General features: G+C 36.5%; 33 protein-coding genes and 1 pseudogene. All 34 read right to left on the bottom strand.

Annotated features, from left to right (window positions below):
• Positions 1 to 11 precede the first annotated feature (11 nt).
• Complete coding sequence (gene eno, locus ACSHWW_RS11905; RefSeq protein WP_435682682.1) at positions 12 to 1,298, bottom strand: phosphopyruvate hydratase; 1,287 nt, start codon at positions 1,296 to 1,298, stop codon at positions 12 to 14.
• The gene (gene carA / locus ACSHWW_RS11900) at positions 1,295 to 2,413 is read right to left on the bottom strand and encodes a glutamine-hydrolyzing carbamoyl-phosphate synthase small subunit (protein WP_435682681.1); all 1,119 of its coding nucleotides are present in this window, start codon (positions 2,411 to 2,413) and stop codon (positions 1,295 to 1,297) included. The genes eno and carA overlap by 4 nt, the downstream gene beginning before the upstream one ends.
• A gap of 88 nt (positions 2,414 to 2,501) precedes the next feature.
• Positions 2,502 to 2,975 carry a 50S ribosomal protein L17 gene (gene rplQ / locus ACSHWW_RS11895; protein ID WP_435682680.1) on the bottom strand — a complete coding sequence of 158 codons (474 nt, stop codon included), beginning with the start codon at positions 2,973 to 2,975 and terminating at the stop codon, positions 2,502 to 2,504.
• 28 nt (positions 2,976 to 3,003) lie between these two features.
• Positions 3,004 to 3,996 carry a DNA-directed RNA polymerase subunit alpha gene (locus ACSHWW_RS11890; protein ID WP_435682679.1) on the bottom strand — a complete coding sequence of 331 codons (993 nt, stop codon included), beginning with the start codon at positions 3,994 to 3,996 and terminating at the stop codon, positions 3,004 to 3,006.
• A 22-nt stretch (positions 3,997 to 4,018) separates the two neighbouring features.
• Positions 4,019 to 4,624 carry a 30S ribosomal protein S4 gene (gene rpsD, locus ACSHWW_RS11885; protein ID WP_435682678.1) on the bottom strand — a complete coding sequence of 202 codons (606 nt, stop codon included), beginning with the start codon at positions 4,622 to 4,624 and terminating at the stop codon, positions 4,019 to 4,021.
• A gap of 89 nt (positions 4,625 to 4,713) precedes the next feature.
• Positions 4,714 to 5,103, bottom strand: a complete 390-nt coding sequence (gene rpsK / locus ACSHWW_RS11880) for a 30S ribosomal protein S11 (RefSeq protein ID WP_435682677.1) — start codon at positions 5,101 to 5,103, stop codon at positions 4,714 to 4,716.
• 12 nt (positions 5,104 to 5,115) lie between these two features.
• A complete protein-coding gene (gene rpsM / locus ACSHWW_RS11875) occupies positions 5,116 to 5,490 on the bottom strand; it encodes a 30S ribosomal protein S13 (protein ID WP_435682676.1) in 375 nt (124 codons plus the stop codon).
• 3 nt (positions 5,491 to 5,493) lie between these two features.
• Positions 5,494 to 5,610, bottom strand: a complete 117-nt coding sequence (ykgO, locus tag ACSHWW_RS11870) for a type B 50S ribosomal protein L36 (RefSeq protein ID WP_015361145.1) — start codon at positions 5,608 to 5,610, stop codon at positions 5,494 to 5,496.
• 1 nt (position 5,611) lies between these two features.
• Positions 5,612 to 5,827: a translation initiation factor IF-1 gene (gene infA / locus ACSHWW_RS11865; RefSeq protein ID WP_015361146.1), complete on the bottom strand. Its 216-nt coding sequence runs from the start codon at positions 5,825 to 5,827 to the stop codon at positions 5,612 to 5,614.
• Positions 5,827 to 7,164, bottom strand: coding sequence for a preprotein translocase subunit SecY (secY, locus tag ACSHWW_RS11860; protein ID WP_435682675.1), 1,338 nt, complete (start codon positions 7,162 to 7,164; stop codon positions 5,827 to 5,829). The genes infA and secY overlap by 1 nt, the downstream gene beginning before the upstream one ends.
• A gap of 9 nt (positions 7,165 to 7,173) precedes the next feature.
• A complete protein-coding gene (gene rplO, locus ACSHWW_RS11855) occupies positions 7,174 to 7,626 on the bottom strand; it encodes a 50S ribosomal protein L15 (RefSeq protein ID WP_435682674.1) in 453 nt (150 codons plus the stop codon).
• Positions 7,627 to 7,637: 11 nt separating this feature from the next.
• Entirely contained in the window at positions 7,638 to 7,817 is a 180-nt protein-coding gene (gene rpmD, locus ACSHWW_RS11850) for a 50S ribosomal protein L30 (protein WP_036580343.1), read from the bottom strand.
• Between the two features lie 9 nt (positions 7,818 to 7,826).
• Positions 7,827 to 8,351, bottom strand: a complete 525-nt coding sequence (gene rpsE, locus ACSHWW_RS11845; protein WP_006795799.1) for a 30S ribosomal protein S5 — start codon at positions 8,349 to 8,351, stop codon at positions 7,827 to 7,829.
• A 17-nt stretch (positions 8,352 to 8,368) separates the two neighbouring features.
• Positions 8,369 to 8,716, bottom strand: coding sequence for a 50S ribosomal protein L18 (gene rplR / locus ACSHWW_RS11840; RefSeq protein ID WP_435682673.1), 348 nt, complete (start codon positions 8,714 to 8,716; stop codon positions 8,369 to 8,371).
• A gap of 10 nt (positions 8,717 to 8,726) precedes the next feature.
• Entirely contained in the window at positions 8,727 to 9,269 is a 543-nt protein-coding gene (gene rplF, locus ACSHWW_RS11835) for a 50S ribosomal protein L6 (RefSeq protein WP_435682672.1), read from the bottom strand.
• A 10-nt stretch (positions 9,270 to 9,279) separates the two neighbouring features.
• On the bottom strand, positions 9,280 to 9,678 hold the full coding sequence (gene rpsH / locus ACSHWW_RS11830) for a 30S ribosomal protein S8 (protein ID WP_435682671.1): 399 nt from the start codon (positions 9,676 to 9,678) through the stop codon (positions 9,280 to 9,282).
• A gap of 19 nt (positions 9,679 to 9,697) precedes the next feature.
• Positions 9,698 to 9,967 (bottom strand): 30S ribosomal protein S14, encoded by a 270-nt coding sequence (gene rpsN, locus ACSHWW_RS11825; protein WP_435682670.1) that lies wholly within the window; start codon positions 9,965 to 9,967, stop codon positions 9,698 to 9,700.
• Positions 9,968 to 9,969: 2 nt separating this feature from the next.
• Positions 9,970 to 10,521: a 50S ribosomal protein L5 gene (rplE, locus tag ACSHWW_RS11820; RefSeq protein ID WP_435682669.1), complete on the bottom strand. Its 552-nt coding sequence runs from the start codon at positions 10,519 to 10,521 to the stop codon at positions 9,970 to 9,972.
• A gap of 3 nt (positions 10,522 to 10,524) precedes the next feature.
• Entirely contained in the window at positions 10,525 to 10,836 is a 312-nt protein-coding gene (gene rplX, locus ACSHWW_RS11815; RefSeq protein WP_435682668.1) for a 50S ribosomal protein L24, read from the bottom strand.
• 9 nt (positions 10,837 to 10,845) lie between these two features.
• Positions 10,846 to 11,214: a 50S ribosomal protein L14 gene (gene rplN / locus ACSHWW_RS11810; protein WP_006795805.1), complete on the bottom strand. Its 369-nt coding sequence runs from the start codon at positions 11,212 to 11,214 to the stop codon at positions 10,846 to 10,848.
• Positions 11,214 to 11,471: a 30S ribosomal protein S17 gene (gene rpsQ / locus ACSHWW_RS11805; RefSeq protein ID WP_435682667.1), complete on the bottom strand. Its 258-nt coding sequence runs from the start codon at positions 11,469 to 11,471 to the stop codon at positions 11,214 to 11,216. The genes rplN and rpsQ overlap by 1 nt, the downstream gene beginning before the upstream one ends.
• Positions 11,472 to 11,480: 9 nt before the next feature.
• Positions 11,481 to 11,663, bottom strand: coding sequence for a 50S ribosomal protein L29 (gene rpmC, locus ACSHWW_RS11800; RefSeq protein WP_435682666.1), 183 nt, complete (start codon positions 11,661 to 11,663; stop codon positions 11,481 to 11,483).
• Between the two features lie 9 nt (positions 11,664 to 11,672).
• Positions 11,673 to 12,092: a 50S ribosomal protein L16 gene (rplP, locus tag ACSHWW_RS11795; RefSeq protein ID WP_435682665.1), complete on the bottom strand. Its 420-nt coding sequence runs from the start codon at positions 12,090 to 12,092 to the stop codon at positions 11,673 to 11,675.
• Between the two features lie 9 nt (positions 12,093 to 12,101).
• The gene (gene rpsC / locus ACSHWW_RS11790; protein WP_435682664.1) at positions 12,102 to 12,824 is read right to left on the bottom strand and encodes a 30S ribosomal protein S3; all 723 of its coding nucleotides are present in this window, start codon (positions 12,822 to 12,824) and stop codon (positions 12,102 to 12,104) included.
• Between the two features lie 8 nt (positions 12,825 to 12,832).
• Entirely contained in the window at positions 12,833 to 13,243 is a 411-nt protein-coding gene (rplV, locus tag ACSHWW_RS11785) for a 50S ribosomal protein L22 (protein WP_435682663.1), read from the bottom strand.
• 8 nt (positions 13,244 to 13,251) lie between these two features.
• Positions 13,252 to 13,530, bottom strand: coding sequence for a 30S ribosomal protein S19 (gene rpsS / locus ACSHWW_RS11780; RefSeq protein ID WP_435682662.1), 279 nt, complete (start codon positions 13,528 to 13,530; stop codon positions 13,252 to 13,254).
• Between the two features lie 2 nt (positions 13,531 to 13,532).
• Positions 13,533 to 14,357: a 50S ribosomal protein L2 gene (gene rplB / locus ACSHWW_RS11775; protein WP_435682661.1), complete on the bottom strand. Its 825-nt coding sequence runs from the start codon at positions 14,355 to 14,357 to the stop codon at positions 13,533 to 13,535.
• Positions 14,358 to 14,372: 15 nt separating this feature from the next.
• Entirely contained in the window at positions 14,373 to 14,663 is a 291-nt protein-coding gene (rplW, locus tag ACSHWW_RS11770) for a 50S ribosomal protein L23 (RefSeq protein WP_435682660.1), read from the bottom strand.
• Between the two features lie 3 nt (positions 14,664 to 14,666).
• Positions 14,667 to 15,296, bottom strand: a complete 630-nt coding sequence (rplD, locus tag ACSHWW_RS11765; protein WP_435682659.1) for a 50S ribosomal protein L4 — start codon at positions 15,294 to 15,296, stop codon at positions 14,667 to 14,669.
• Positions 15,296 to 15,913, bottom strand: a complete 618-nt coding sequence (rplC, locus tag ACSHWW_RS11760) for a 50S ribosomal protein L3 (RefSeq protein ID WP_435682658.1) — start codon at positions 15,911 to 15,913, stop codon at positions 15,296 to 15,298. The genes rplD and rplC overlap by 1 nt, the downstream gene beginning before the upstream one ends.
• A gap of 74 nt (positions 15,914 to 15,987) precedes the next feature.
• A complete protein-coding gene (rpsJ, locus tag ACSHWW_RS11755; RefSeq protein ID WP_006795812.1) occupies positions 15,988 to 16,293 on the bottom strand; it encodes a 30S ribosomal protein S10 in 306 nt (101 codons plus the stop codon).
• A gap of 10 nt (positions 16,294 to 16,303) precedes the next feature.
• Positions 16,304 to 18,445: an elongation factor G gene (gene fusA / locus ACSHWW_RS11750; RefSeq protein ID WP_435682657.1), complete on the bottom strand. Its 2,142-nt coding sequence runs from the start codon at positions 18,443 to 18,445 to the stop codon at positions 16,304 to 16,306.
• Positions 18,446 to 18,451: 6 nt separating this feature from the next.
• Entirely contained in the window at positions 18,452 to 18,928 is a 477-nt protein-coding gene (gene rpsG, locus ACSHWW_RS11745) for a 30S ribosomal protein S7 (RefSeq protein ID WP_435682656.1), read from the bottom strand.
• Between the two features lie 64 nt (positions 18,929 to 18,992).
• Positions 18,993 to 19,154, bottom strand: a pseudogene (locus tag ACSHWW_RS11740) (30S ribosomal protein S12); the annotation flags it as partial.

Below are 19,154 nucleotides of genomic sequence, written 5' to 3'. Positions count from 1 at the left end.
TGGACTAAGTCCTAGTGCTGAAAAGCATTGCGTGCTGGGTAATAAGCACTGTCATTTAATTCTTCCTCAATACGAAGTAGCTGATTGTATTTTGCCATACGATCTGATCGTGACGCACTACCTGTTTTAATCTGTCCTGTAGAAAGTGCTACAGCAAGATCTGCAATGGTATTATCTTCTGTCTCACCACTTCTATGTGACATTACAGAAGTATAACCAGCCTTATGAGCCATAGTTACTGCAGCAATCGTTTCAGTAAGTGTTCCTATTTGATTTACTTTGATAAGAATCGAGTTTGCAATGCCTTCTTTGATTCCTCTAGAAAGTCGCTCTACATTTGTAACAAATAAATCGTCACCTACTAGTTGAACTTTATCTCCAGCTAGATCTGTTAAGATTTTCCATCCTTCCCAATCGTTTTCATCCATACCATCCTCAATAGAAATAATCGGATACTTGTCTGCAAGCGACGTTAGATATTCTGCTTGTTCTCTACTAGAACGTATTACACCACTATCACCTTCAAATTTAGTATAGTCATATTTTCCATCTACAAAGAACTCAGCCGCTGCACAATCTAGGGCTATCATTATATCTTTTCCAGGAGTGTAGCCAGCGTTCTTTACGGCTAGTAAGATAGTATCTAATGCATCTTCAGTACCGTCCAAAGTAGGAGCAAATCCACCTTCATCACCTACCGCTGTGCTCAAACCGCGATCGTGTAATACTTTCTTTAAATGATGAAAAATCTCTGTTCCCATTTGTAATGCATGAGAAAAACTCTCTGCTTCAACAGGCATTACCATAAACTCTTGAAATGCAATAGGTGCATCACTATGAGAACCTCCATTAATAATATTCATCATAGGCACAGGTAGTGTACAAGCACTTATTCCTCCTATGTATTTATATAGCGGCTGATTAAGCTCAGCGGCAGCAGCTTTTGCACAGGCTAGAGAAACACCTAGAATAGCATTTGCTCCAAGTTTTGCCTTATTAGGAGTTCCATCAAGATCAATCATCAATTGATCGATGTACTGCTGTTCAAACACTGATGTTCCCATAAGTTCAACAGATATCAATGTATTCACATTATTAACTGCTTTACCTACACCTTTACCCATAAATGACTTACCACCATCTCTAAGCTCTACAGCCTCATGTTCACCGGTTGATGCTCCTGATGGCACTGCGGCTCTACCCATTACTCCATTTGAGGTAATCACATCTACTTCTACAGTAGGGTTTCCTCTTGAATCAAATATTTGTCTTGCGTGTACGTCAATTATAGTACTCATGCTGTTTGTTTTTTAGTTGTTTTGATTAAATCTATGAATTGGTCAAAAAGATAAGTTGCATCGTTTGGACCAGGACCAGCTTCAGGATGATACTGTACAGAAAAGCATGACTTTCCTTTAATTTGTATTCCTGCGACTGTATCATCGTTAAGATGAATATGTGTTATTTCAATATTTTCATTGGACTCTGCTGCTTGTTTATCAATAGCAAAACCATGATTTTGAGAAGTTATTTCTCCTTTTCCTGTAATCAAATTTTTAATAGGATGATTAATTCCTCTGTGACCATTATGCATTTTATAAGTAGGAATTCCCATAGCTTGAGCAATTATTTGATGTCCAAGACAAATTCCAAATAAAGGTACATTTGCATTAATAATATCTTGAGCACATTTAATAGTATCCATTAAAGGTTCTGGATCTCCTGGTCCATTAGATAAAAAATATCCATCTGGATTGAATTCAGATAATTCTTCAAAGGTAGCATTATATGGGAATACTTTTATATAAGCATCTCGAGCAGCAAGATTACGTAAGATATTAGTTTTTATACCTAAGTCTACTGCAGCTATTTTAAATGATGCATTTTCATTACCATAAAAATAAGGTTTACTACATGAGACCATAGAAGCTAATTCCAATCCTTTCATACTAGGAACGGTAGTTAACTGCTTCTTTAAACTATCTATATTATCTACATCTGTGGAGATAATAGCATTTTGAGCACCGTGATCTCTAATATACTTTACCAAAGCACGTGTATCCACGTCTGAAATAATGACTAGATTTTTCTTTTTCAAATAATCAAATAGAGAAGATTGAGCTGCTGGACGAGAGAATTCTTCAGAGAAGTTTTTACAAACTAAACCTGCTATTTTAACAGAATCAGATTCTGCATCTTCCTCGGTAACACCATAATTCCCTATATGAGCATTTGTGGTTACCATTATTTGTCCAGTATAAGAAGGATCTGTAAAGACTTCTTGATAGCCAGACATACCAGTATTAAAACAAATTTCTCCAGTTGCAGTGCCACCATCAGCTATAGCCTTACCATGAAAAATAGTTCCATCTGCTAATAAAATAATAGCATCTTTTTTATTTAAATATCCCATACTACAAATTTGTTTTGTCAAAAATAATTTAAAAAAAAAGGACCAATGCGAAAGCATTGATCCTTTTATCTACATGTTGTTAAAGATATTACTCTTCTTCATTTGTGTTCTCTGTTGCAGTTTCAACTGGAGCAGCGGCTTTAGAATTACTACGACGGCTACGACGAGTAGTTTTCTTTTTACCTTCATTAGGATTGTAAATCTCATTGAAATCCACAAGCTCAATCATTGCCATATCAGCATTATCACCTAAACGATTTCCAAGCTTAATGATACGTGTGTATCCACCTGGACGATCTGCTACTTTTGAAGAAACATCTCTGAATAATTCAGTGACTGCTTCTTTGCTTCTAAGCTTAGCAAAAACTAACCTACGATTGTGAGTAGTATCTTCTTTAGATTTAGTAATAAGTGGCTCAACAAACTGCTTAACAGCTTTAGCCTTTGCAACGGTAGTATTAATACGCTTGTGTTCTATAAGAGAACAAGCCATATTTGCTAGCATAGCCTTACGGTGTGCTGTTTTTCTACCTAAGTGATTAAATTTCTTTCCGTGTCTCATCTTATTTTATTTCTATAACTAGAATTACCTAGTCACGGTCGAGTTTATATTTTGATAAATCCATTCCGAAGTTAAGTCCTTTAACGTTCACAAGTTCTTCTAGCTCTGTCAAAGATTTCTTACCGAAGTTTCTAAACTTCATTAAGTCATTCTTATTATAAGATACTAAATCTCCAAGTGTTTCAACCTCGGCAGCTTTAAGACAATTTAATGCACGCACAGATAATTCCATATCTACAAGTTTTGTCTTAAGCAATTGTCTCATGTGAAGACTTTCTTCATCATAAGTTTCTGTTTGAGCAATCTCATCTGCTTCAAGTGTGATGCGCTCATCAGAGAACAACATGAAGTGATGGATAAGTGTTTTAGCAGCTTCTGTTAGAGCTTGCTTAGGATGAATACTACCATCAGTTGAAATTTCAAAAACTAATTTTTCATAATCAGTTTTTTGTTCAACACGGTAATTCTCAATACTATACTTTACGTTCTTAATAGGAGTAAATATAGAGTCAATAGCTATTGTACCTATTGCAGCATTAGAGTTCTTATTCTCCTCTGCAGGCACATAACCACGTCCTTTTTCAATAGTAAGTTCAAGATTCAAATTAACAGAAGATTCTGTATTACAAATTACCATTTCAGGATTCAATACTTGAAAACCTGAAATATACTTTTGCATATCACCAGCTGTAAATTTGTCCTTTCCAGAGAAAGCGATATTTACAACTTCACTGTCAACTTCATCAATTTGTCTTCTGAATCTGATTTGTTTGAAATTTAAAATAATTTCAGTTACATCTTCAACAACTCCTTCAATAGTAGAAAATTCATGATCTACACCTTCTATACGTACAGATGTAATCGCAAAACCTTCAAGTGAAGAAAGTAATACTCTACGAAGAGCATTTCCCACAGTAAGACCATATCCTGGTTCTAACGGTCTGAATTCGAATTTACCTTCAAAATCGGTAGAATCAATCATGATTACTTTATCCGGTTTTTGGAAATTTAATATTGCCATAAGATTACTTTGTGGATTATTATTATTTAGAGTACAATTCTACGATCAATTGTTCCTTGATGTTCTCAGGAATTTGTGTTCTTTCAGGAACACTAACGAAAGTACCCGAAAGACTAGCTTTATTAAAAGTAATGAAATCATAAACATGCTCATTACTTGATAAAGATTGATCGATTGCACTTAGTGATTTAGATTTCTCACGCACAGCAACAACGTCACCAGGCTTTAATTGATAAGAAGGTATATTCACCAACTCACCATTAACCGTCATGTGACGGTGAGAAACTAACTGACGTGCTCCACGACGAGTTTTTGCAACACCCATTCTATAAACCACGTTATCTAAACGAGATTCACATAATTGAAGTAATACTTCACCAGTAATACCAGTACTACGTACCGCTTTGTGAAACATTAAACGGAATTGCTTCTCTAATACACCATAAGTATATTTAGCTTTCTGCTTTTCCTTAAGCTGAACTGCATATTCTGATTCTTTACCACGGCGTCTTGCGTTACCGTGCATACCTGGAGGATAATTTTTCTTCTCCAAAGCTTTACTAGGGCCAAAAATTGGTTCTCTGAATCGACGCGCAATTTTTGCCTTAGGACCTCTATATCTTGCCATTTTACAAAATTTATTGAATAGTGTACTGTGAATTCAGGTCTATATCCTTCGACAGCCTAACAACTACTCGTTATTAATAATTAATTAAATTATACTCTACGTCTCTTTGGAGGACGACAACCATTGTGAGGAAGAGGCGTTACGTCAATAATTTCTGTAACTTCAATACCTGAGTTGTGAATACTACGAATAGCACTTTCACGACCATTACCAGGACCTTTCACATAAGCTTTCACTTTACGCAAACCAGCCTCATGAGCTACTTTAGACGCATCCTCTGCAGCAAGTTGCGCTGCATAAGGTGTGTTTTTCTTAGACCCACGGAAACCCATCTTTCCAGCAGATGACCATGAGATAACTTCTCCTTTTTTATTAGTCAAAGAAACAAGGATATTGTTGAAAGAAGATGAAATGTGAGCTTCACCAACTGATTCTACAATTACTTTACGTTTTTTTGATACTGTTTTAGACTTTGCCATATCAATTAGTTATTATTTAGTTGCTTTCTTCTTGTTAGCAACAGTCTTACGTTTCCCTTTACGAGTACGAGAATTATTCTTAGTTCGTTGACCTCTTAATGGAAGACCCGATCTATGACGAATACCTCTATAACAACCAATATCCATAAGACGTTTGATGTTAAGCTGAGTTTCTGATCGAAGTTCACCTTCAATAGTGAATTCACCAATTGCCGCACGAATCTTACCAATTTCATCATCGTCCCAGTCGTTAACTTTTTTGTCTAAGCCAACACCAGTATCAATAAGAACTTGTTTTGCACGATTACGTCCTATTCCGTATATGTAGGTTAAAGAAACCTCTCCACGTTTGTTTTTAGGTATATCTACCCCTGCAATTCTAGCCATAGCTTAACCTTGTCTTTGTTTAAATTTTGGATTCTTTTTGTTGATTACATAAAGACGTCCTTTACGGCGTACTATTTTGCAATCAGCACTTCTCTTTTTAATGGATGCTCTTACTTTCATATTAGTATCTATAAGTGATCCTTGCTTTCGTTAAATCGTAAGGACTCATTTCTAATTTTACTTTATCTCCAGGTAACAATTTGATATAATGCATACGCATCTTTCCAGATATGTGTGCGGTAACCACGTGACCATTTTCTAATTCTACTCTAAACATTGCATTAGACAATGCCTCTATTATTGAACCATCTTGTTCAATTGCTGATTGTTTTGCCATTATGCTACTGCTTTTCTATTCTTACCAGTCTTAATTAAACCATCATAATGACGATTAAGTAAGTAAGAGTTTATCTGTTGCATAGTATCTATTGCTACACCAACCATAATTAATAACGAAGTTCCTCCGTAAAACAATGCCCATTGCTGAGTAACACCCATTAATGATACAAAGGCAGGAAATATAGCTACTAATGCTAAAAACACAGAACCTGGTAATGTAATTTGAGACATTATTTTATCTAAATAATCTGCAGTTTCAGTACCTGGACGAATTCCAGCAATAAAACCGCCATTCCTTTTCAAGTCATCAGCCATTTTGTTCGTTGGGACAGTAATAGCAGTATAGAAATAAGTAAAAACAATGATCAATAAGGCAAATACTAGATTATACCAAAAACCAAAAATATCACCAAATGCAGTTTGCACAGAAGATGCCCATGAAGTATCCAATTGACCTAAAGCAGCAGGAACAAACATAATTGCTTGAGCAAATATAATAGGCATAACCCCAGAGGCATTAAGCTTAAGAGGAATAAATTGTCTAGATCCTTCTTCATGCTTCTCATAACCTCCAGATGCTGCTCTCCTTGCGTATTGAACTGGAATCTTACGTACAGCCATTACTAGCATAATACATAACAAAATTATAACAAACCAAACCAATAACTCAACCAAAACTAACATCACTCCACCTGAACCAGTAATTCTTGCAGCTACTTCCTGCACAAATGCTTGAGGTAACGTAGCAATTATACCAACCATAATTAATAAGGAGATACCATTACCTATACCTTTATCAGTAATTTTTTCACCCAACCACATTGCAAATACGCAACCAGTGACAAGAATAATAGTACTACTAACTAAAAACAATGTCATGTTATCTGGCATAAGATAAGCTTCTGCAGGAACACCTAATGTACCTAAACTTAGCAAATAACTAGGAGCTTGGATTAAACAAATCCCTATAGTCAACCAACGTGTAATTTGATTAATTTTCTTTTGCCCACTTGCACCTTCCTTTTGAAGCTTCTGTAAATAAGGAATAGCTATACCCATTAGCTGTACTACAATACTTGCTGATATATAAGGCATAATACCCAAAGCAAAAACAGAAGCATTAGAAAATGCACCACCGGTAAATGCGTTTAAAAGAGTACCTATTCCACCACCATCAAGGTTTTGAGAAAAGTTAGCTAACTGACTAGAGTCTATACCTGGCAAAACAACTTGAGCACCAAAACGGTAAACAAGAAGCAAACTGAAAGTCATAATAATACGATCTTTCAGTTCTTCAATATTCCAGATGTTTTTTAATGTATTAATTAATTTCATCTAATTATTTTAAACTGTTTGAGCCGTACCGCCAGCCTTTTCAATAGCCGTTTTTGCCGTCGCAGTAAACTTATGAGCAGTTACATTGATATTTGCATTCAACTCACCACGTCCTAATATTTTTACTAAGTCCTTTTTACCGACCAATCTTTGTTCAACCAAATTTTCTAAAGTTATCACATCAGATAAACGACCAGCATCAACATATTCTTGCAAAGTATCAAGATTCACACCTGCATACTCTTTACGATTAATGTTAGTGAAACCAAACTTAGGAACACGTCTCTGCAATGGCATCTGACCACCTTCAAAACCTATTTTCTTAGAATATCCCGAACGAGATTTCGCACCCTTGTGACCACGTGTTGCGGTACCACCTTTACCAGATCCCTGACCACGACCAATGATTTTTGCTGATTTCTTAACAGAACCTGCAGCAGGTTTAAGATTATTTAAACTCATCTTATATATTTTTAAGCCTTCTCAACAGAGACTAAATGTTCAACTTTTGCAATCATACCTTGAATAACAGGAGTGTCATCATGTTCAACAACCTGATTCATTTTACGCAGACCTAGAGCCTCTAAAGTCCTCTTTTGTCTTAACGGCCTTTTAATTGCACTACGCACTTTCTTAATTTTCAACTTCGCCATAATAAATAATTAACCGTTAAACACTTTATCCAATGACACACCTCTTTGCTTAGCAACAGTGTGAGCATTTCTTAATTGAAGTAAGGCATCAAACGTAGCTTTAACAACATTATGTGGATTTGATGAGCCTTGATTCTTTGATAACACATCATGAACACCTACAGCTTCCAGTACAGCACGAATAGCTCCACCTGCAATAACTCCTGTTCCCGTCGCAGCTGGAATCAGTAGCACTCTTGCTCCACCAAATTTACCTTTTTGCTCATGAGGAATAGAACCTTTTACTAAAGGAATTCTAACTAAATTCTTTTTAGCATCTTCAACGGCCTTTGAAATAGCTTCCGAAACTTCTTTAGACTTTCCTAATCCATGACCTACAACACCACTTTCATCTCCAACAACAACAATTGCAGAAAAACCGAATGCACGACCACCTTTAGTAACTTTTGTTACACGTTGAACACCTACTAGACGATCTTTAAGATCAAGTCCACTTGGTTTAACTAACTCTACGTTTTTATATTTTTGGTACATTTATAAAATGTTTGTAATTAAAAATTAAGTCCTGCTTCTCTAGCACCTTCAGCAAGAGATAAAACACGACCGTGATATAAATACCCACCTCTATCAAAAGAAACGGTATCAATGCCAGCAGATTTTGCTTTTTCAGCAACAATTCTACCTACCTCTTTAGCTATCGCTACTTTTTCACCTTTAGCATCAATATCCTTTGAGGACGCAGAAGCTATAGTTAAACCATCAACATCATTGATCACTTGAGCATAAATTTCCTTATTGCTACGATATACTGACAAACGCGGACGTAACGCAGTACCGGATACAGTCTTACGAATTCTTCTACGTATTTTACTTCTTCTTTCAGACTTTGAAAATGCCATAATTATTCTATTATGCTGATTTACCAGCTTTTCTTCTTAATATTTCGCCTACAAATTTAACACCTTTTCCTTTATAAGGCTCAGGTTTTCTAAAAGATCTTACCTTAGCCGCAACCTGACCAACTAATTGTTTGTCAAAAGAGGTTAATTTCACTCTAGGATTTTTACCTTTTTCGGAAATTGTTTCAACTTTAACCTCAGGAGCTATATCCAAAACAATATTATGAGAATACCCCAATGCTAAATCTAAAACCTGGCCTTGATTTGAAGCTCTATAACCAACTCCAACCAACTCAAGTTCTTTCGTCCAACCTTCAGAAACACCAGCAATCATATTAAAAACCAAAGATCTATATAACCCATGTTTTGCTTTATGATCTTTAGAGTCAGAAGGTCTAGTAACAAGAACCTCATCTCCTTCAACCTTGATGGTAACATCAGAGAACTCTTGAGTAAGCTTACCTAACTTACCATCTACACTTATTAATCCATTGTCAACTTTCACATTGACACCAGCTGGAATAGCTACAGGATTATTTCCTATTCTTGACATATCTATATATTTAATAAACGTAACAAAGAACTTCACCACCAACGTTCTCGGCGCGAGCTTGTTTATCAGTCATTACACCTTTACTAGTTGAGACAATAGCGACACCTAAACCGTTCAATATTCTAGGTAACTCTCCTGCTCCAGCATACTTACGTAAACCAGGCTTACTTAATCTTTGAATATCCTTAATGACTGACTCCTTAGTTTCACGATCATACTTAAGAGCTATCTTAATATTATCTTGAGCAGTTTGCTCCTCAAACTTGTAACTAAGAATATAACCTTGATCAAAAAGAATTTTAGTTATCTCCTTCTTTAACTTCGATGCAGGTATATCAACAACACGGTGATTAGCACGTACTGCATTCCTAACTCTAGTTAAATAATCTGCGATTGGATCTGTATTCATAATGTTATATTTCAGCTGTTTACCAACTAGCTTTTTTAACTCCTGGGATTAAACCTTGATTTGCCATCTCTCTAAAAGTAACTCTTGACACACCAAACTGTCTCATGTAACCTTTTGGCCTTCCAGTTAACTTACATCTATTATGCTGTCTTACTGGAGATGCGTTCTTAGGTAACTTTTGCAATCCTTCATAATCTCCTGCTTCTTTTAATGCCTTACGCTTGTCAGCATACTTCGCAATTAAAGCTTCACGTTTGCGCTCACGCGCTTTCATTGATTCTTTTGCCATGTTTAGTCCTTTTTAAATGGTAAGCCTAACTCACCTAATAAAGATTTAGCTTCTTTATCTGTTTGTGCACTGGTAACGAATGTGATATCCATACCAGAAATTTTATTAACCTTATCAATATTGATTTCAGGAAAAATAATTTGTTCTGTAATACCAAGGTTGTAATTTCCACGACCATCAAAACCAGTAGCCTTAATTCCCTGAAAATCCCTTACTCGAGGTAAAGCAACAGTGACTAAACGATCCAAAAATTCATACATGCGCTCACCTCTCAACGTAACCTTAACACCGATAGGCATTCCCTTACGTAATTTAAATGAGGCAACATCTTTTTTAGATAATGTAGCTACAGCCTTTTGCCCAGTGATGGTAGTAAACTCATCCAAAGCATAATCAATAAGCTTTTTATCAGCAACTGCAGCACCAACACCACGGCTTAATACAATTTTTTGCAATTTAGGAATCTCCATTACATTATTGTAACCGAACTCCTCTTTTAAAGCAACGGCAACGCGTTCCTTGTATTCTGTCTTGAGTCTAGGGATATATGCCATGACTTATATAACTTCGTTTGTTGATTTCGCAAATCTTACTTTCTTATCACCTTCTATACGATAACCAACACGTGTTGATTTACCATTCTTGTCAATTAATGACAAATTAGAAATCTGAAGAGCAGCTTCAATCTCCTTAATTCCACCTTGAGGATTAGTAGCACTTGGTTTCTCGTGTTTAGAAACCATGTTAACACCTTCCACGATGGCTTTATTTTTTTCCTTAAAGATACGTGTAACAACACCTTCAGAACCTTTATGTTCACCAGCAATCACACGAACTTTATCACCTGTTTTAATTCTTACCTTTACCATGATTGTAAATTATAATACTTCTGGAGCTAATGATACAATCTTCATAAATTGCTTATCTCGCAATTCTCTAGCCACTGGCCCAAATACTCGAGTTCCTCTCATTTCTGAATTAGGATTTAATAATACACAAGCATTATCATCAAATCGAATATATGATCCATCTGGACGACGCACCTCTTTTTTAGTTCTAACAACAACTGCCGTTGAAACAGCTCCTTTTTTAATATTTCCATTAGGAGTAGCCTCCTTAACAGAAACAACAATTTTATCCCCAACAGAAGCATATCTTCTCTTAGTACCTCCTAAAACTCTAATACAAAGCACTTCTTTAGCTCCAGTATTATCAGCAACTTTAAGTCTTGATTCCTGTTGTAACATTATTTAGCTCTTTCTAAAATTTCTACTAATCTCCAGTTCTTTGACTTACTCAAAGGACGTGTTTCCATGATACGAACCGTATCACCTTCACTACACTCATTTTTCTCATCATGAGCAACGTATTTTTTCGTTTTCAAAACGAACTTACCGTACATAGGATGCTTTTGCTTTTTAACTTCGGCAACCACTATACTTTTATCCATCTTGTTACTTCTAACAATACCAATACGTTCTTTTCTTAAATTTCTAGTTTCCATAATGTAAGTCTACTGATTATTTATAGCCGTTTTTAATCGAGCAATAGTTCTACGTAAACTTTTGATCTGAGAAGGATTCTCCAAAGGAGAAACAATATGCGTTCTTTTTAAATCTGCATACATCTTCTGAGATTCCGCAAGCTTGTCGTTAAGCTCTGTAGCCGAATATCCTTTAACCTCTGATTGTTTCATAACTATATACTATTCTTGAAAATCGCGAGCGACTATAAATTTTGTTTTAACTGGTAATTTCTGAGCAGCAAGTCTTAAAGCTTCCTTAGCTGTCTCCATTGGAACACCAGAAATCTCGAAAATGATTCTACCTGGCTTCACTACAGCAGCCCAATACTCAACAGCACCTTTACCTTTACCCATACGTACCTCTAAAGGCTTCTTAGTAATAGGCTTATCCGGAAATATTTTAATCCATAAAGAACCTTCTCTTTTCATATAACGAGTTGCAGCAATACGTGCAGCCTCTATTTGACGAGAATTAATGAATTCTGAATCTAATGACTTAATACCAAAAGTACCGTATGCTAGCTGATTACCACGTCCGGAATTACCCTTCATGCGACCCTTTTGCTGTTTTCTAAACTTTGTCTTTCTAGGTTGTAACATCTCTAGCTATTATTTTCTACGACGACGATTACCACCTCTGTTGGCAGAACCACCTTCTGATTTACTTTGTTTCTTTGATAATCCTGCTAAAGGGGATAATTCACGTTTACCATAAACTTCACCTTTCATAATCCACACCTTAACACCTAAGCGACCATAAGTCGTGTGAGCTTCAACTAAAGCATAATCAATATCTGCTCTAAACGTTGAAAGTGGAATACGACCATCCTTGTAAGATTCTGAACGAGCCATCTCAGCACCATTCAATCTACCAGAAATTTGGATTTTAATACCTTCCGCATTCATTCTCATTGCAGCAGCGATTGCCATCTTAATTGCACGTCTATAAGAAATTCTATTTTCAATTTGACGAGCAACACTAGAACCAACTAAAAACGCATCTAATTCAGGTCTTTTAATCTCATGAATGTTAATTTGAACATCCTTCCCTGTAATCTTTTTTAGTTCTTCTTTAAGACGATCAACTTCCTGACCACCTTTACCTATAATAATACCAGGTCTTGCAGTAGTTATTGTTACCGTAACAAGCTTTAATGTTCTTTCAATAATAACTCTAGATACAGACGCCTTAGAAAGACGTGCATGAATATATTTACGAATTTTATTGTCTTCAGCAAGTTTATCACCGTAATCATTACCACCGTACCAATTAGATTCCCATCCTCTGATGATACCTAAACGATTTCCTATCGGATTAGTTTTTTGTCCCATATCCTAAATTAGTTAACCTCTGTATTAATAGCTTGACCCAAAACCAATGTTACATGGTTAGATCTTTTTCTTATTCGATGAGCTCTACCTTGAGGAGCTGGACGCAACCTCTTTAACATAGCACCACCATCAACTCTAATCTCTTTAATAAACAAACCAGCCTCAGCAACATCAGCATCCTCATTTTTTGCTTGCCAGTTAGCTATTGCAGACAACACGAGTTTGTCTAATCTGCGAGCAGCTTCCTTAGAGGAAAACTTAAGAATATTCAAAGCATCCTCAACCTTTTTACCTCTTATCAAATCCACAACTAATCTCATTTTACGAGGACTAGTAGGGCAATTATTAAGCTTCGCAAATGCAATGCTCTTTTTTTCTTCCTTAAGCCTTTCAGCCATCTGTTTTTTACGAACTCCCATAGCTTAGATTACTTTTTACCTTTATTCTTAGCTCCCGCGTGACCTCTAAAAGATCTTGTCGGTGAGAATTCACCCAACTTATGACCAACCATATTCTCAGTAACATATACTGGGATAAATTGTTTTCCATTATGAACTCCTATAGTCTGACCGACAAAATCAGGAGTAATCATAGATGCACGTGACCAAGTTTTAATAACTGTCTTTTTTCCGGACTCAACATTCTGAGCCACCTTAGATTCCAACTTATGAAATACATAAGGTCCTTTTTTTAATGAACGAGCCATAATTATTTCTTTCTACGTTCTAAAATATATTGAGTACTTGCTTTATTTTTGTCACGAGTACGATAACCTTTAGCAGGTATACCATTACGAGACCTAGGATGACCACCTGAAGACTTACCTTCACCACCACCCATTGGGTGATCAACTGGATTCATCACTACTGGACGCGTTCTTGGTCTTCTACCTAACCATCTAGACCTACCAGCTTTTCCACTGACAACTAGTTGATGATCACTATTAGACACAGCACCTATGGTTGCTAAACACTCCTGCAACACTAAACGTGTTTCACCAGAAGGCATTTTAACAGTAGCATACTTACCATCACGAGCCATCAATTGCGCAAAAGAACCAGCACTACGTGCAATAACAGCACCTTGTCCAGGATGTAATTCAATACAACTAATGATACTACCTAATGGAATATTAGCAAGCTTCATTGCATTACCAACTTCAGGAGCAACAGAGTCACCAGAAACAATGTTCTGACCAACTTGTAAACCATTTTGAGCTACAACATAACGCTTCTCACCATCTTGGTAATTAACTAGCGCTATAAAAGCAGTTCTATTAGGATCATACTCTATTGAAGCGATAGTAGCAGGAACTCCTTGCTTATCTCTTTTAAAGTCAATAATACGGTAGCGTCTCTTATGACCACCACCTTTGTAACGCATAGTCATACGACCACTTGCATTACGTCCACCTGAGCGTTTTTTCGGAGCGAGTAAACTCTTTTCCGGCTTATCAGTTGTAATGGCGTCATAGCCGTTTACAACTCTAAATCGCTGCCCAGGAGTAACAGGTTTTAATTTTCTAACTGACATCTCTTGTCTGTTTAATTATAGATTACTATAAAGGTCGATGGTTTCTCCATCTTGCAATTGTACAAAAGCCTTTTTACTAGCTTTAGTTTTACCAATTTGCATCCCTGATTTAGTGAATTTTGTTTTGCGCTCTACACGAACATTCATGGTTCTAACTTTAGTAACAGTTACACCATAAGTTGCCTCAACCGCTTTTTTAATTTGAATCTTATTAGCGTTAGGCATAACCTCAAACCCATAACGATTCAACAGCTCACTATCACTAGTAGCTTTCTCTGTAATGATTGGTTTTATTAAGATATTCATGACCTATTTGCTTAAATTTTCTTCAATTCCTTCTAGCGAGCCTTCTAAAACAACTACGCTGTTAGCGTGTAAAATCTTATAAGTATTTAATTCTGAGTTTGTTACAACATCAGCACCCTTGAAATTTCGAGAAGACAAATATACATTATTATTTGAACCACCCAACACGAAAAGGGATTTTTTATTATCTAATCCTAAAGACTTTAAAACATCAATAAAATTCTTTGTTTTAGGAGCCTCAAAATTGAAGTCTTCAACTACGTGTAAATTACCTTCAGCCATCTTTTGACTTAAAACAGATTTACGCGCTAAACGCTTTTGACCTTTATTCAATTTGAATGAATAATCTCTAGGTACTGGTCCGAACATACGTCCACCACCTCTAAAAACACCAGACTTTATAGATCCTGCACGAGCAGTACCTGTTCCTTTTTGCTTTTTGATCTTACGAGTACTACCTGTAATCTCAGCACGTTGTTTAGCCTTATGAGTTCCTTGACGTTGATTTGCTAGATATTGCTTAACATCTAAATAAATAGCGTGATCATTAGGCTCAATTCCGAAAATGCTGTCAGATAATTCAACCTGACGTCCAGTTTCTTTTCCTTTAATGTCTATTACTGATATCTTCATTACTTCTGTAAGATTACATAAGCGTTCTTATGACCAGGAACACATCCTTTAACAACTAAAAGATTTTTTTCTGGAACTACTTTAAGAACTCTCAAATTTTCAACTTTAACTTTAACGTTACCCATCTGTCCTGCCATGCGCATTCCTTTGAATACACGAGCTGGATATGATGCAGCACCTATTGAACCAGGAGCACGTAAACGATTGTGCTGTCCGTGAGTTGCTTGACCAACTCCAGCAAATCCGTGGCGTTTTACAACACCTTGGAAACCTTTACCTTTTGACGTTCCTGACACATCTATAAATTCACCTTCAGTAAAAATATCTACTGATATTGAATCTCCTAATTTGTACTCCTCATCAAAACCTTGAAATTCTACAACTTTTCTCTTGACACCAGTTCCCGCTTTTTTAAAGTGACCTTGAGCCGCTTTAGATGCGTTTTTGTCTGATTTGTCATCGAAACCAAGTTGAAGGGCTGTATAACCATCCACTTCTTCAGTTCTGACTTGGGTAACAACGCAAGGACCAGCTTCAATGATTGTACATGGCATGTTTTTACCATTCTCATCATAGATACTTGTCATTCCGATTTTTCTTCCTATTAACCCAGACATAATTATTATTTAAATTATTAATACTATAGTAATTGTTAACGCTTTCGCGAAAGCGTTAACAATTAAATTATTTATTACACTTTAATCTCTACCTCTACTCCACTAGGAAGTTCTAATTTCATAAGCGCATCAATAGTCTTACTTGAAGAACTATAGATATCCAACAATCTCTTGTAAGAACTTAGTTGAAATTGCTCACGAGATTTCTTATTAACGTGAGGAGATCTTAATACAGTAAAAATTTTCTTGTGTGTAGGTAAAGGAATTGGTCCAGTAACAACAGCACCTGTGCTTTTTACAGTTTTAACGATTTTTTCAGCAGACTTATCTACCAGCATGTAATCGTAAGATTTTAACTTAATTCTGATTTTTTGACTCATCTTTTGAATATTAATTAGTTGCACCTTTAGCAGCTGCGATTACTTCTTCACTAATGTTAGAAGGAGTCTCAGCATAGTGTGAAAATTCCATTGTTGAAGTAGCACGACCTGATGAAAGTGTACGTAACGTAGTTACATAACCAAACATTTCAGAAAGTGGCACTTCTGCCTTCACCACCTTAGCACCGGCACGATCACCCATATCATTAACTTGACCACGACGACGGTTTAAGTCACCTACTATATCTCCCATGTTTTCTTCTGGAGTTATAACTTCAAGTTTCATAATAGGCTCAAGAATAACAGCTCCTGCAGATTTTGCAGATGCTTTATAACCCATTCTAGCAGCAAGTTCAAAAGAAAGTGCATCAGAATCTACTGGGTGGAAAGATCCATCAGTAAGAGTCACACGCATGCTATCCATTTCAAATCCAGCAAGAGGACCTGCTTTCATTGCTTCACGGAAACCTTTCTCAATAGCAGGAACAAATTCCTTAGGAACGTTACCACCTTTAATCTTATTTATGAACTGTAAACCTTCTTCAACCTTACCTTCTTCATTCTCTTCAGCAGGCTCGATAGTAAATACGATATCTCCAAATTTACCACGACCACCAGATTGCTTCTTATAAGTTTCTCTATGATCAGCAGCTCTTGTGATAGCTTCTTTATACTCTACTTGTGGTGCACCTTGATTAAGTTCTACTTTGAACTCACGACGCATACGGTCTACAATAATATCTAAGTGAAGCTCACCCATTCCAGAAATAATAGTTTGACCAGAAGCCTCATCAGTTCTAACTTGGAATGTAGGATCCTCTTCTGCTAATTTAGCAAGAGCCATACCCATCTTATCAACATCGGCCTTAGTCTTAGGCTCTACCGCGATACCAATTACTGGATCAGGGAAGTCCATAGATTCTAATACAATAGGATGCTTTTCATCAGACATAGTATCACCAGTCTTGATATCCTTAAATCCTACTGCAGCACCTATATCTCCAGCCTCGATATAATCGATAGCGTTTTGCTTATTGGAGTGCATTTGATAAATACGAGAGATACGTTCTTTTTTACCTGAACGGTTGTTCAAGATATAAGAACCTGCATCTAAACGACCAGAATAAGCACGGAAGAATGCAAGACGACCTACGAAAGGATCTGTAGCAATCTTAAATGCAAGAGCAGCAAATGGCTCCTTTACATCTGGCTTACGTAATTCTTCTTTTTCAGTATCAGGATTAATTCCTTTGATACCTTCCTTATCTGTAGGAGCAGGTAAATAACGACAAACAGCATCTAACAAGAACTGAACACCTTTATTTTTAAATGCTGATCCACAGATCATAGGAATGATAGACATATCCATTACCGCAGCACGAAGAGCAGCATGCACTTCATCTTCAGTAATAGAATCTTCATCTTCCATATATTTCTCTAGCAATTCTTCATCATAAGCAGCTACCTCTTCGATAAGCATACCACGATATTTCTTTGCCTCAGCCTTCATATCTTCAGGAATCTCAATAACATCAAAAGTTGACCCTTGAGTTTCATCATGCCATACAATAGCACGGTTTTTTACTAAATCTACAATACCTTTAAAATCAGCCTCATCACCGATGTTTAATACAATCGGCACAGCATTAGATTTCAACATATCTTTCACCTGCTGACAAACAGCAAGGAAATTAGAACCTTGACGGTCCATTTTGTTAACAAAACCAATACGTGGAACTTTATAGTTATCTGCAAGTCTCCAGTTAGTTTCTGACTGTGGCTCAACACCATCAACAGCACTAAATAAGAAAACTAAACCATCAAGAACACGTAACGATCTATTCACCTCTACGGTAAAATCAACGTGACCAGGAGTGTCTATAATATTAAAGTGGTAATCTTTAGTTTCTGGTAACGATTGTGCGTTCTCTAGAGGAAATTTCCATGTACAAGTTGTAGCAGCAGAAGTAATCGTGATACCACGTTCTTGCTCTTGCTCCATCCAGTCCATAGTTGCCGCACCATCATGAACTTCTCCAATTTTGTGAGAAACTCCAGTATAGTAAAGAATACGCTCTGTAGTAGTTGTTTTTCCTGCATCAATGTGTGCAGCAATACCTATATTTCTTGTGTATTTTAAATCTCTTGCCATGGTTTCTTAGAATCTAAAGTGAGAGAATGCCTTGTTAGCCTCAGCCATTTTGTGCGTATCTGTCTTTTTCTTAACAGCAGCACCTTCTTCTTTTGAAGCAGCTAGAATTTCAGAAGCTAGTTTTTGAGAAAAACTTTTCTCGTTACGCTTACGTGAATATCCTATCAACCACTTCATAGCGGTAGATATCTTTCTGTCTGGACGAATTTGCATAGGAATTTGAAAAGTAGCTCCACCTACACGACGACTACGTACTTCTACGTGAGGCATCACATTTGATAATGCGTCTTTCCATAATTCAAGAGCTGTTTTCTCTTCATCTTGTTTTTTCTCTTCTACGATGTCAATTGCATCATAAAAAAGTTTAAAAGCTGTTGACTTTTTTCCATGTAACATCATCATGTTCACGAAACGTGTCACTAGCTGGTCGTTAAAACGTGGATCCGGAAGGATAGGACGTTTCTTGGCCTGTCTTTTTCTCATTTCTTCTCTTTGAGTTGTTTATTAAAGCTCATGAACTGAGTATAGCTCACTTACTTAAAAAAATTTACTTCTTAGGGCGTTTTGCACCATACTTAGATCTACGTTGTGTACGACCTGCAACACCTGCTGTGTCCAGTGCGCCGCGCACGATGTGATATCTAACTCCTGGCAAATCTTTTACCCTTCCACCTCTAACCAATACTATCGAGTGCTCTTGTAGATTGTG

Source organism: Nonlabens sp. (assembly GCF_051251825.1).
GTDB lineage: Bacteria > Bacteroidota > Bacteroidia > Flavobacteriales > Flavobacteriaceae > Nonlabens.
The sequence above is the reverse complement of the archived record's forward strand: the minus strand, read 5'-3'. Positions and strand labels throughout refer to the sequence as shown.

Excerpts from the sequence above, each read along its gene's own strand:
- rplC (WP_435682658.1), bottom strand. The coding sequence starts at position 15,913 with ATGTCTGGGTTAATAGGAAGAAAAATCGGAATGACAAGTATCTATGAT.
- rplX (WP_435682668.1), bottom strand. The coding sequence starts at position 10,836 with ATGGTAAAGGTAAGAATTAAAACAGGTGATAAAGTTCGTGTGATTGCT.
- secY (WP_435682675.1), bottom strand. The coding sequence starts at position 7,164 with ATGAAATTAATTAATACATTAAAAAACATCTGGAATATTGAAGAACTG.
- ykgO (WP_015361145.1), bottom strand. The coding sequence starts at position 5,610 with ATGAAAGTAAGAGCATCCATTAAAAAGAGAAGTGCTGATTGCAAAATA.
- fusA (WP_435682657.1), bottom strand. The coding sequence starts at position 18,445 with ATGGCAAGAGATTTAAAATACACAAGAAATATAGGTATTGCTGCACAC.
- rpsM (WP_435682676.1), bottom strand. The coding sequence starts at position 5,490 with ATGGCTAGAATTGCAGGGGTAGATATACCTAAAAACAAACGTGGAGAG.
- infA (WP_015361146.1), bottom strand. The coding sequence starts at position 5,827 with ATGGCAAAACAATCAGCAATTGAACAAGATGGTTCAATAATAGAGGCA.
- rpmC (WP_435682666.1), bottom strand. The coding sequence starts at position 11,663 with ATGAAACAATCAGAGGTTAAAGGATATTCGGCTACAGAGCTTAACGAC.
- rplW (WP_435682660.1), bottom strand. The coding sequence starts at position 14,663 with ATGAATATCTTAATAAAACCAATCATTACAGAGAAAGCTACTAGTGAT.
- rpsN (WP_435682670.1), bottom strand. The coding sequence starts at position 9,967 with ATGGCAAAAGAATCAATGAAAGCGCGTGAGCGCAAACGTGAAGCTTTA.
- rpsK (WP_435682677.1), bottom strand. The coding sequence starts at position 5,103 with ATGGCAAAGTCTAAAACAGTATCAAAAAAACGTAAAGTAATTGTAGAA.
- rpsJ (WP_006795812.1), bottom strand. The coding sequence starts at position 16,293 with ATGAGTCAAAAAATCAGAATTAAGTTAAAATCTTACGATTACATGCTG.
- rplV (WP_435682663.1), bottom strand. The coding sequence starts at position 13,243 with ATGGGAGTTCGTAAAAAACAGATGGCTGAAAGGCTTAAGGAAGAAAAA.
- rpsD (WP_435682678.1), bottom strand. The coding sequence starts at position 4,624 with ATGGCAAGATATAGAGGTCCTAAGGCAAAAATTGCGCGTCGATTCAGA.
- rplQ (WP_435682680.1), bottom strand. The coding sequence starts at position 2,975 with ATGAGACACGGAAAGAAATTTAATCACTTAGGTAGAAAAACAGCACAC.
- rplN (WP_006795805.1), bottom strand. The coding sequence starts at position 11,214 with ATGTTACAACAGGAATCAAGACTTAAAGTTGCTGATAATACTGGAGCT.
- ACSHWW_RS11890 (WP_435682679.1), bottom strand. The coding sequence starts at position 3,996 with ATGGCAATATTAAATTTCCAAAAACCGGATAAAGTAATCATGATTGAT.
- rpsQ (WP_435682667.1), bottom strand. The coding sequence starts at position 11,471 with ATGGAAACTAGAAATTTAAGAAAAGAACGTATTGGTATTGTTAGAAGT.
- carA (WP_435682681.1), bottom strand. The coding sequence starts at position 2,413 with ATGGGATATTTAAATAAAAAAGATGCTATTATTTTATTAGCAGATGGA.
- rpsE (WP_006795799.1), bottom strand. The coding sequence starts at position 8,351 with ATGTACCAAAAATATAAAAACGTAGAGTTAGTTAAACCAAGTGGACTT.
- rpmD (WP_036580343.1), bottom strand. The coding sequence starts at position 7,817 with ATGGCGAAGTTGAAAATTAAGAAAGTGCGTAGTGCAATTAAAAGGCCG.
- rplO (WP_435682674.1), bottom strand. The coding sequence starts at position 7,626 with ATGAGTTTAAATAATCTTAAACCTGCTGCAGGTTCTGTTAAGAAATCA.
- rpsS (WP_435682662.1), bottom strand. The coding sequence starts at position 13,530 with ATGGCTCGTTCATTAAAAAAAGGACCTTATGTATTTCATAAGTTGGAA.
- rpsC (WP_435682664.1), bottom strand. The coding sequence starts at position 12,824 with ATGGGACAAAAAACTAATCCGATAGGAAATCGTTTAGGTATCATCAGA.
- rplF (WP_435682672.1), bottom strand. The coding sequence starts at position 9,269 with ATGTCAAGAATAGGAAATAATCCTGTAGCTATTCCAGCTGGTGTCAAT.
- rplR (WP_435682673.1), bottom strand. The coding sequence starts at position 8,716 with ATGGCATTTTCAAAGTCTGAAAGAAGAAGTAAAATACGTAGAAGAATT.
- rpsH (WP_435682671.1), bottom strand. The coding sequence starts at position 9,678 with ATGAATACAGATCCAATCGCAGATTATTTAACTAGAGTTAGGAATGCA.
- rplE (WP_435682669.1), bottom strand. The coding sequence starts at position 10,521 with ATGGCATATATCCCTAGACTCAAGACAGAATACAAGGAACGCGTTGCC.
- eno (WP_435682682.1), bottom strand. The coding sequence starts at position 1,298 with ATGAGTACTATAATTGACGTACACGCAAGACAAATATTTGATTCAAGA.
- rplB (WP_435682661.1), bottom strand. The coding sequence starts at position 14,357 with ATGTCAGTTAGAAAATTAAAACCTGTTACTCCTGGGCAGCGATTTAGA.
- rpsG (WP_435682656.1), bottom strand. The coding sequence starts at position 18,928 with ATGAGAAAAAGACAGGCCAAGAAACGTCCTATCCTTCCGGATCCACGT.
- rplD (WP_435682659.1), bottom strand. The coding sequence starts at position 15,296 with ATGAAGATATCAGTAATAGACATTAAAGGAAAAGAAACTGGACGTCAG.
- rplP (WP_435682665.1), bottom strand. The coding sequence starts at position 12,092 with ATGTTACAACCTAGAAAGACAAAGTTTAGAAAACAGCAAAAGGGTCGC.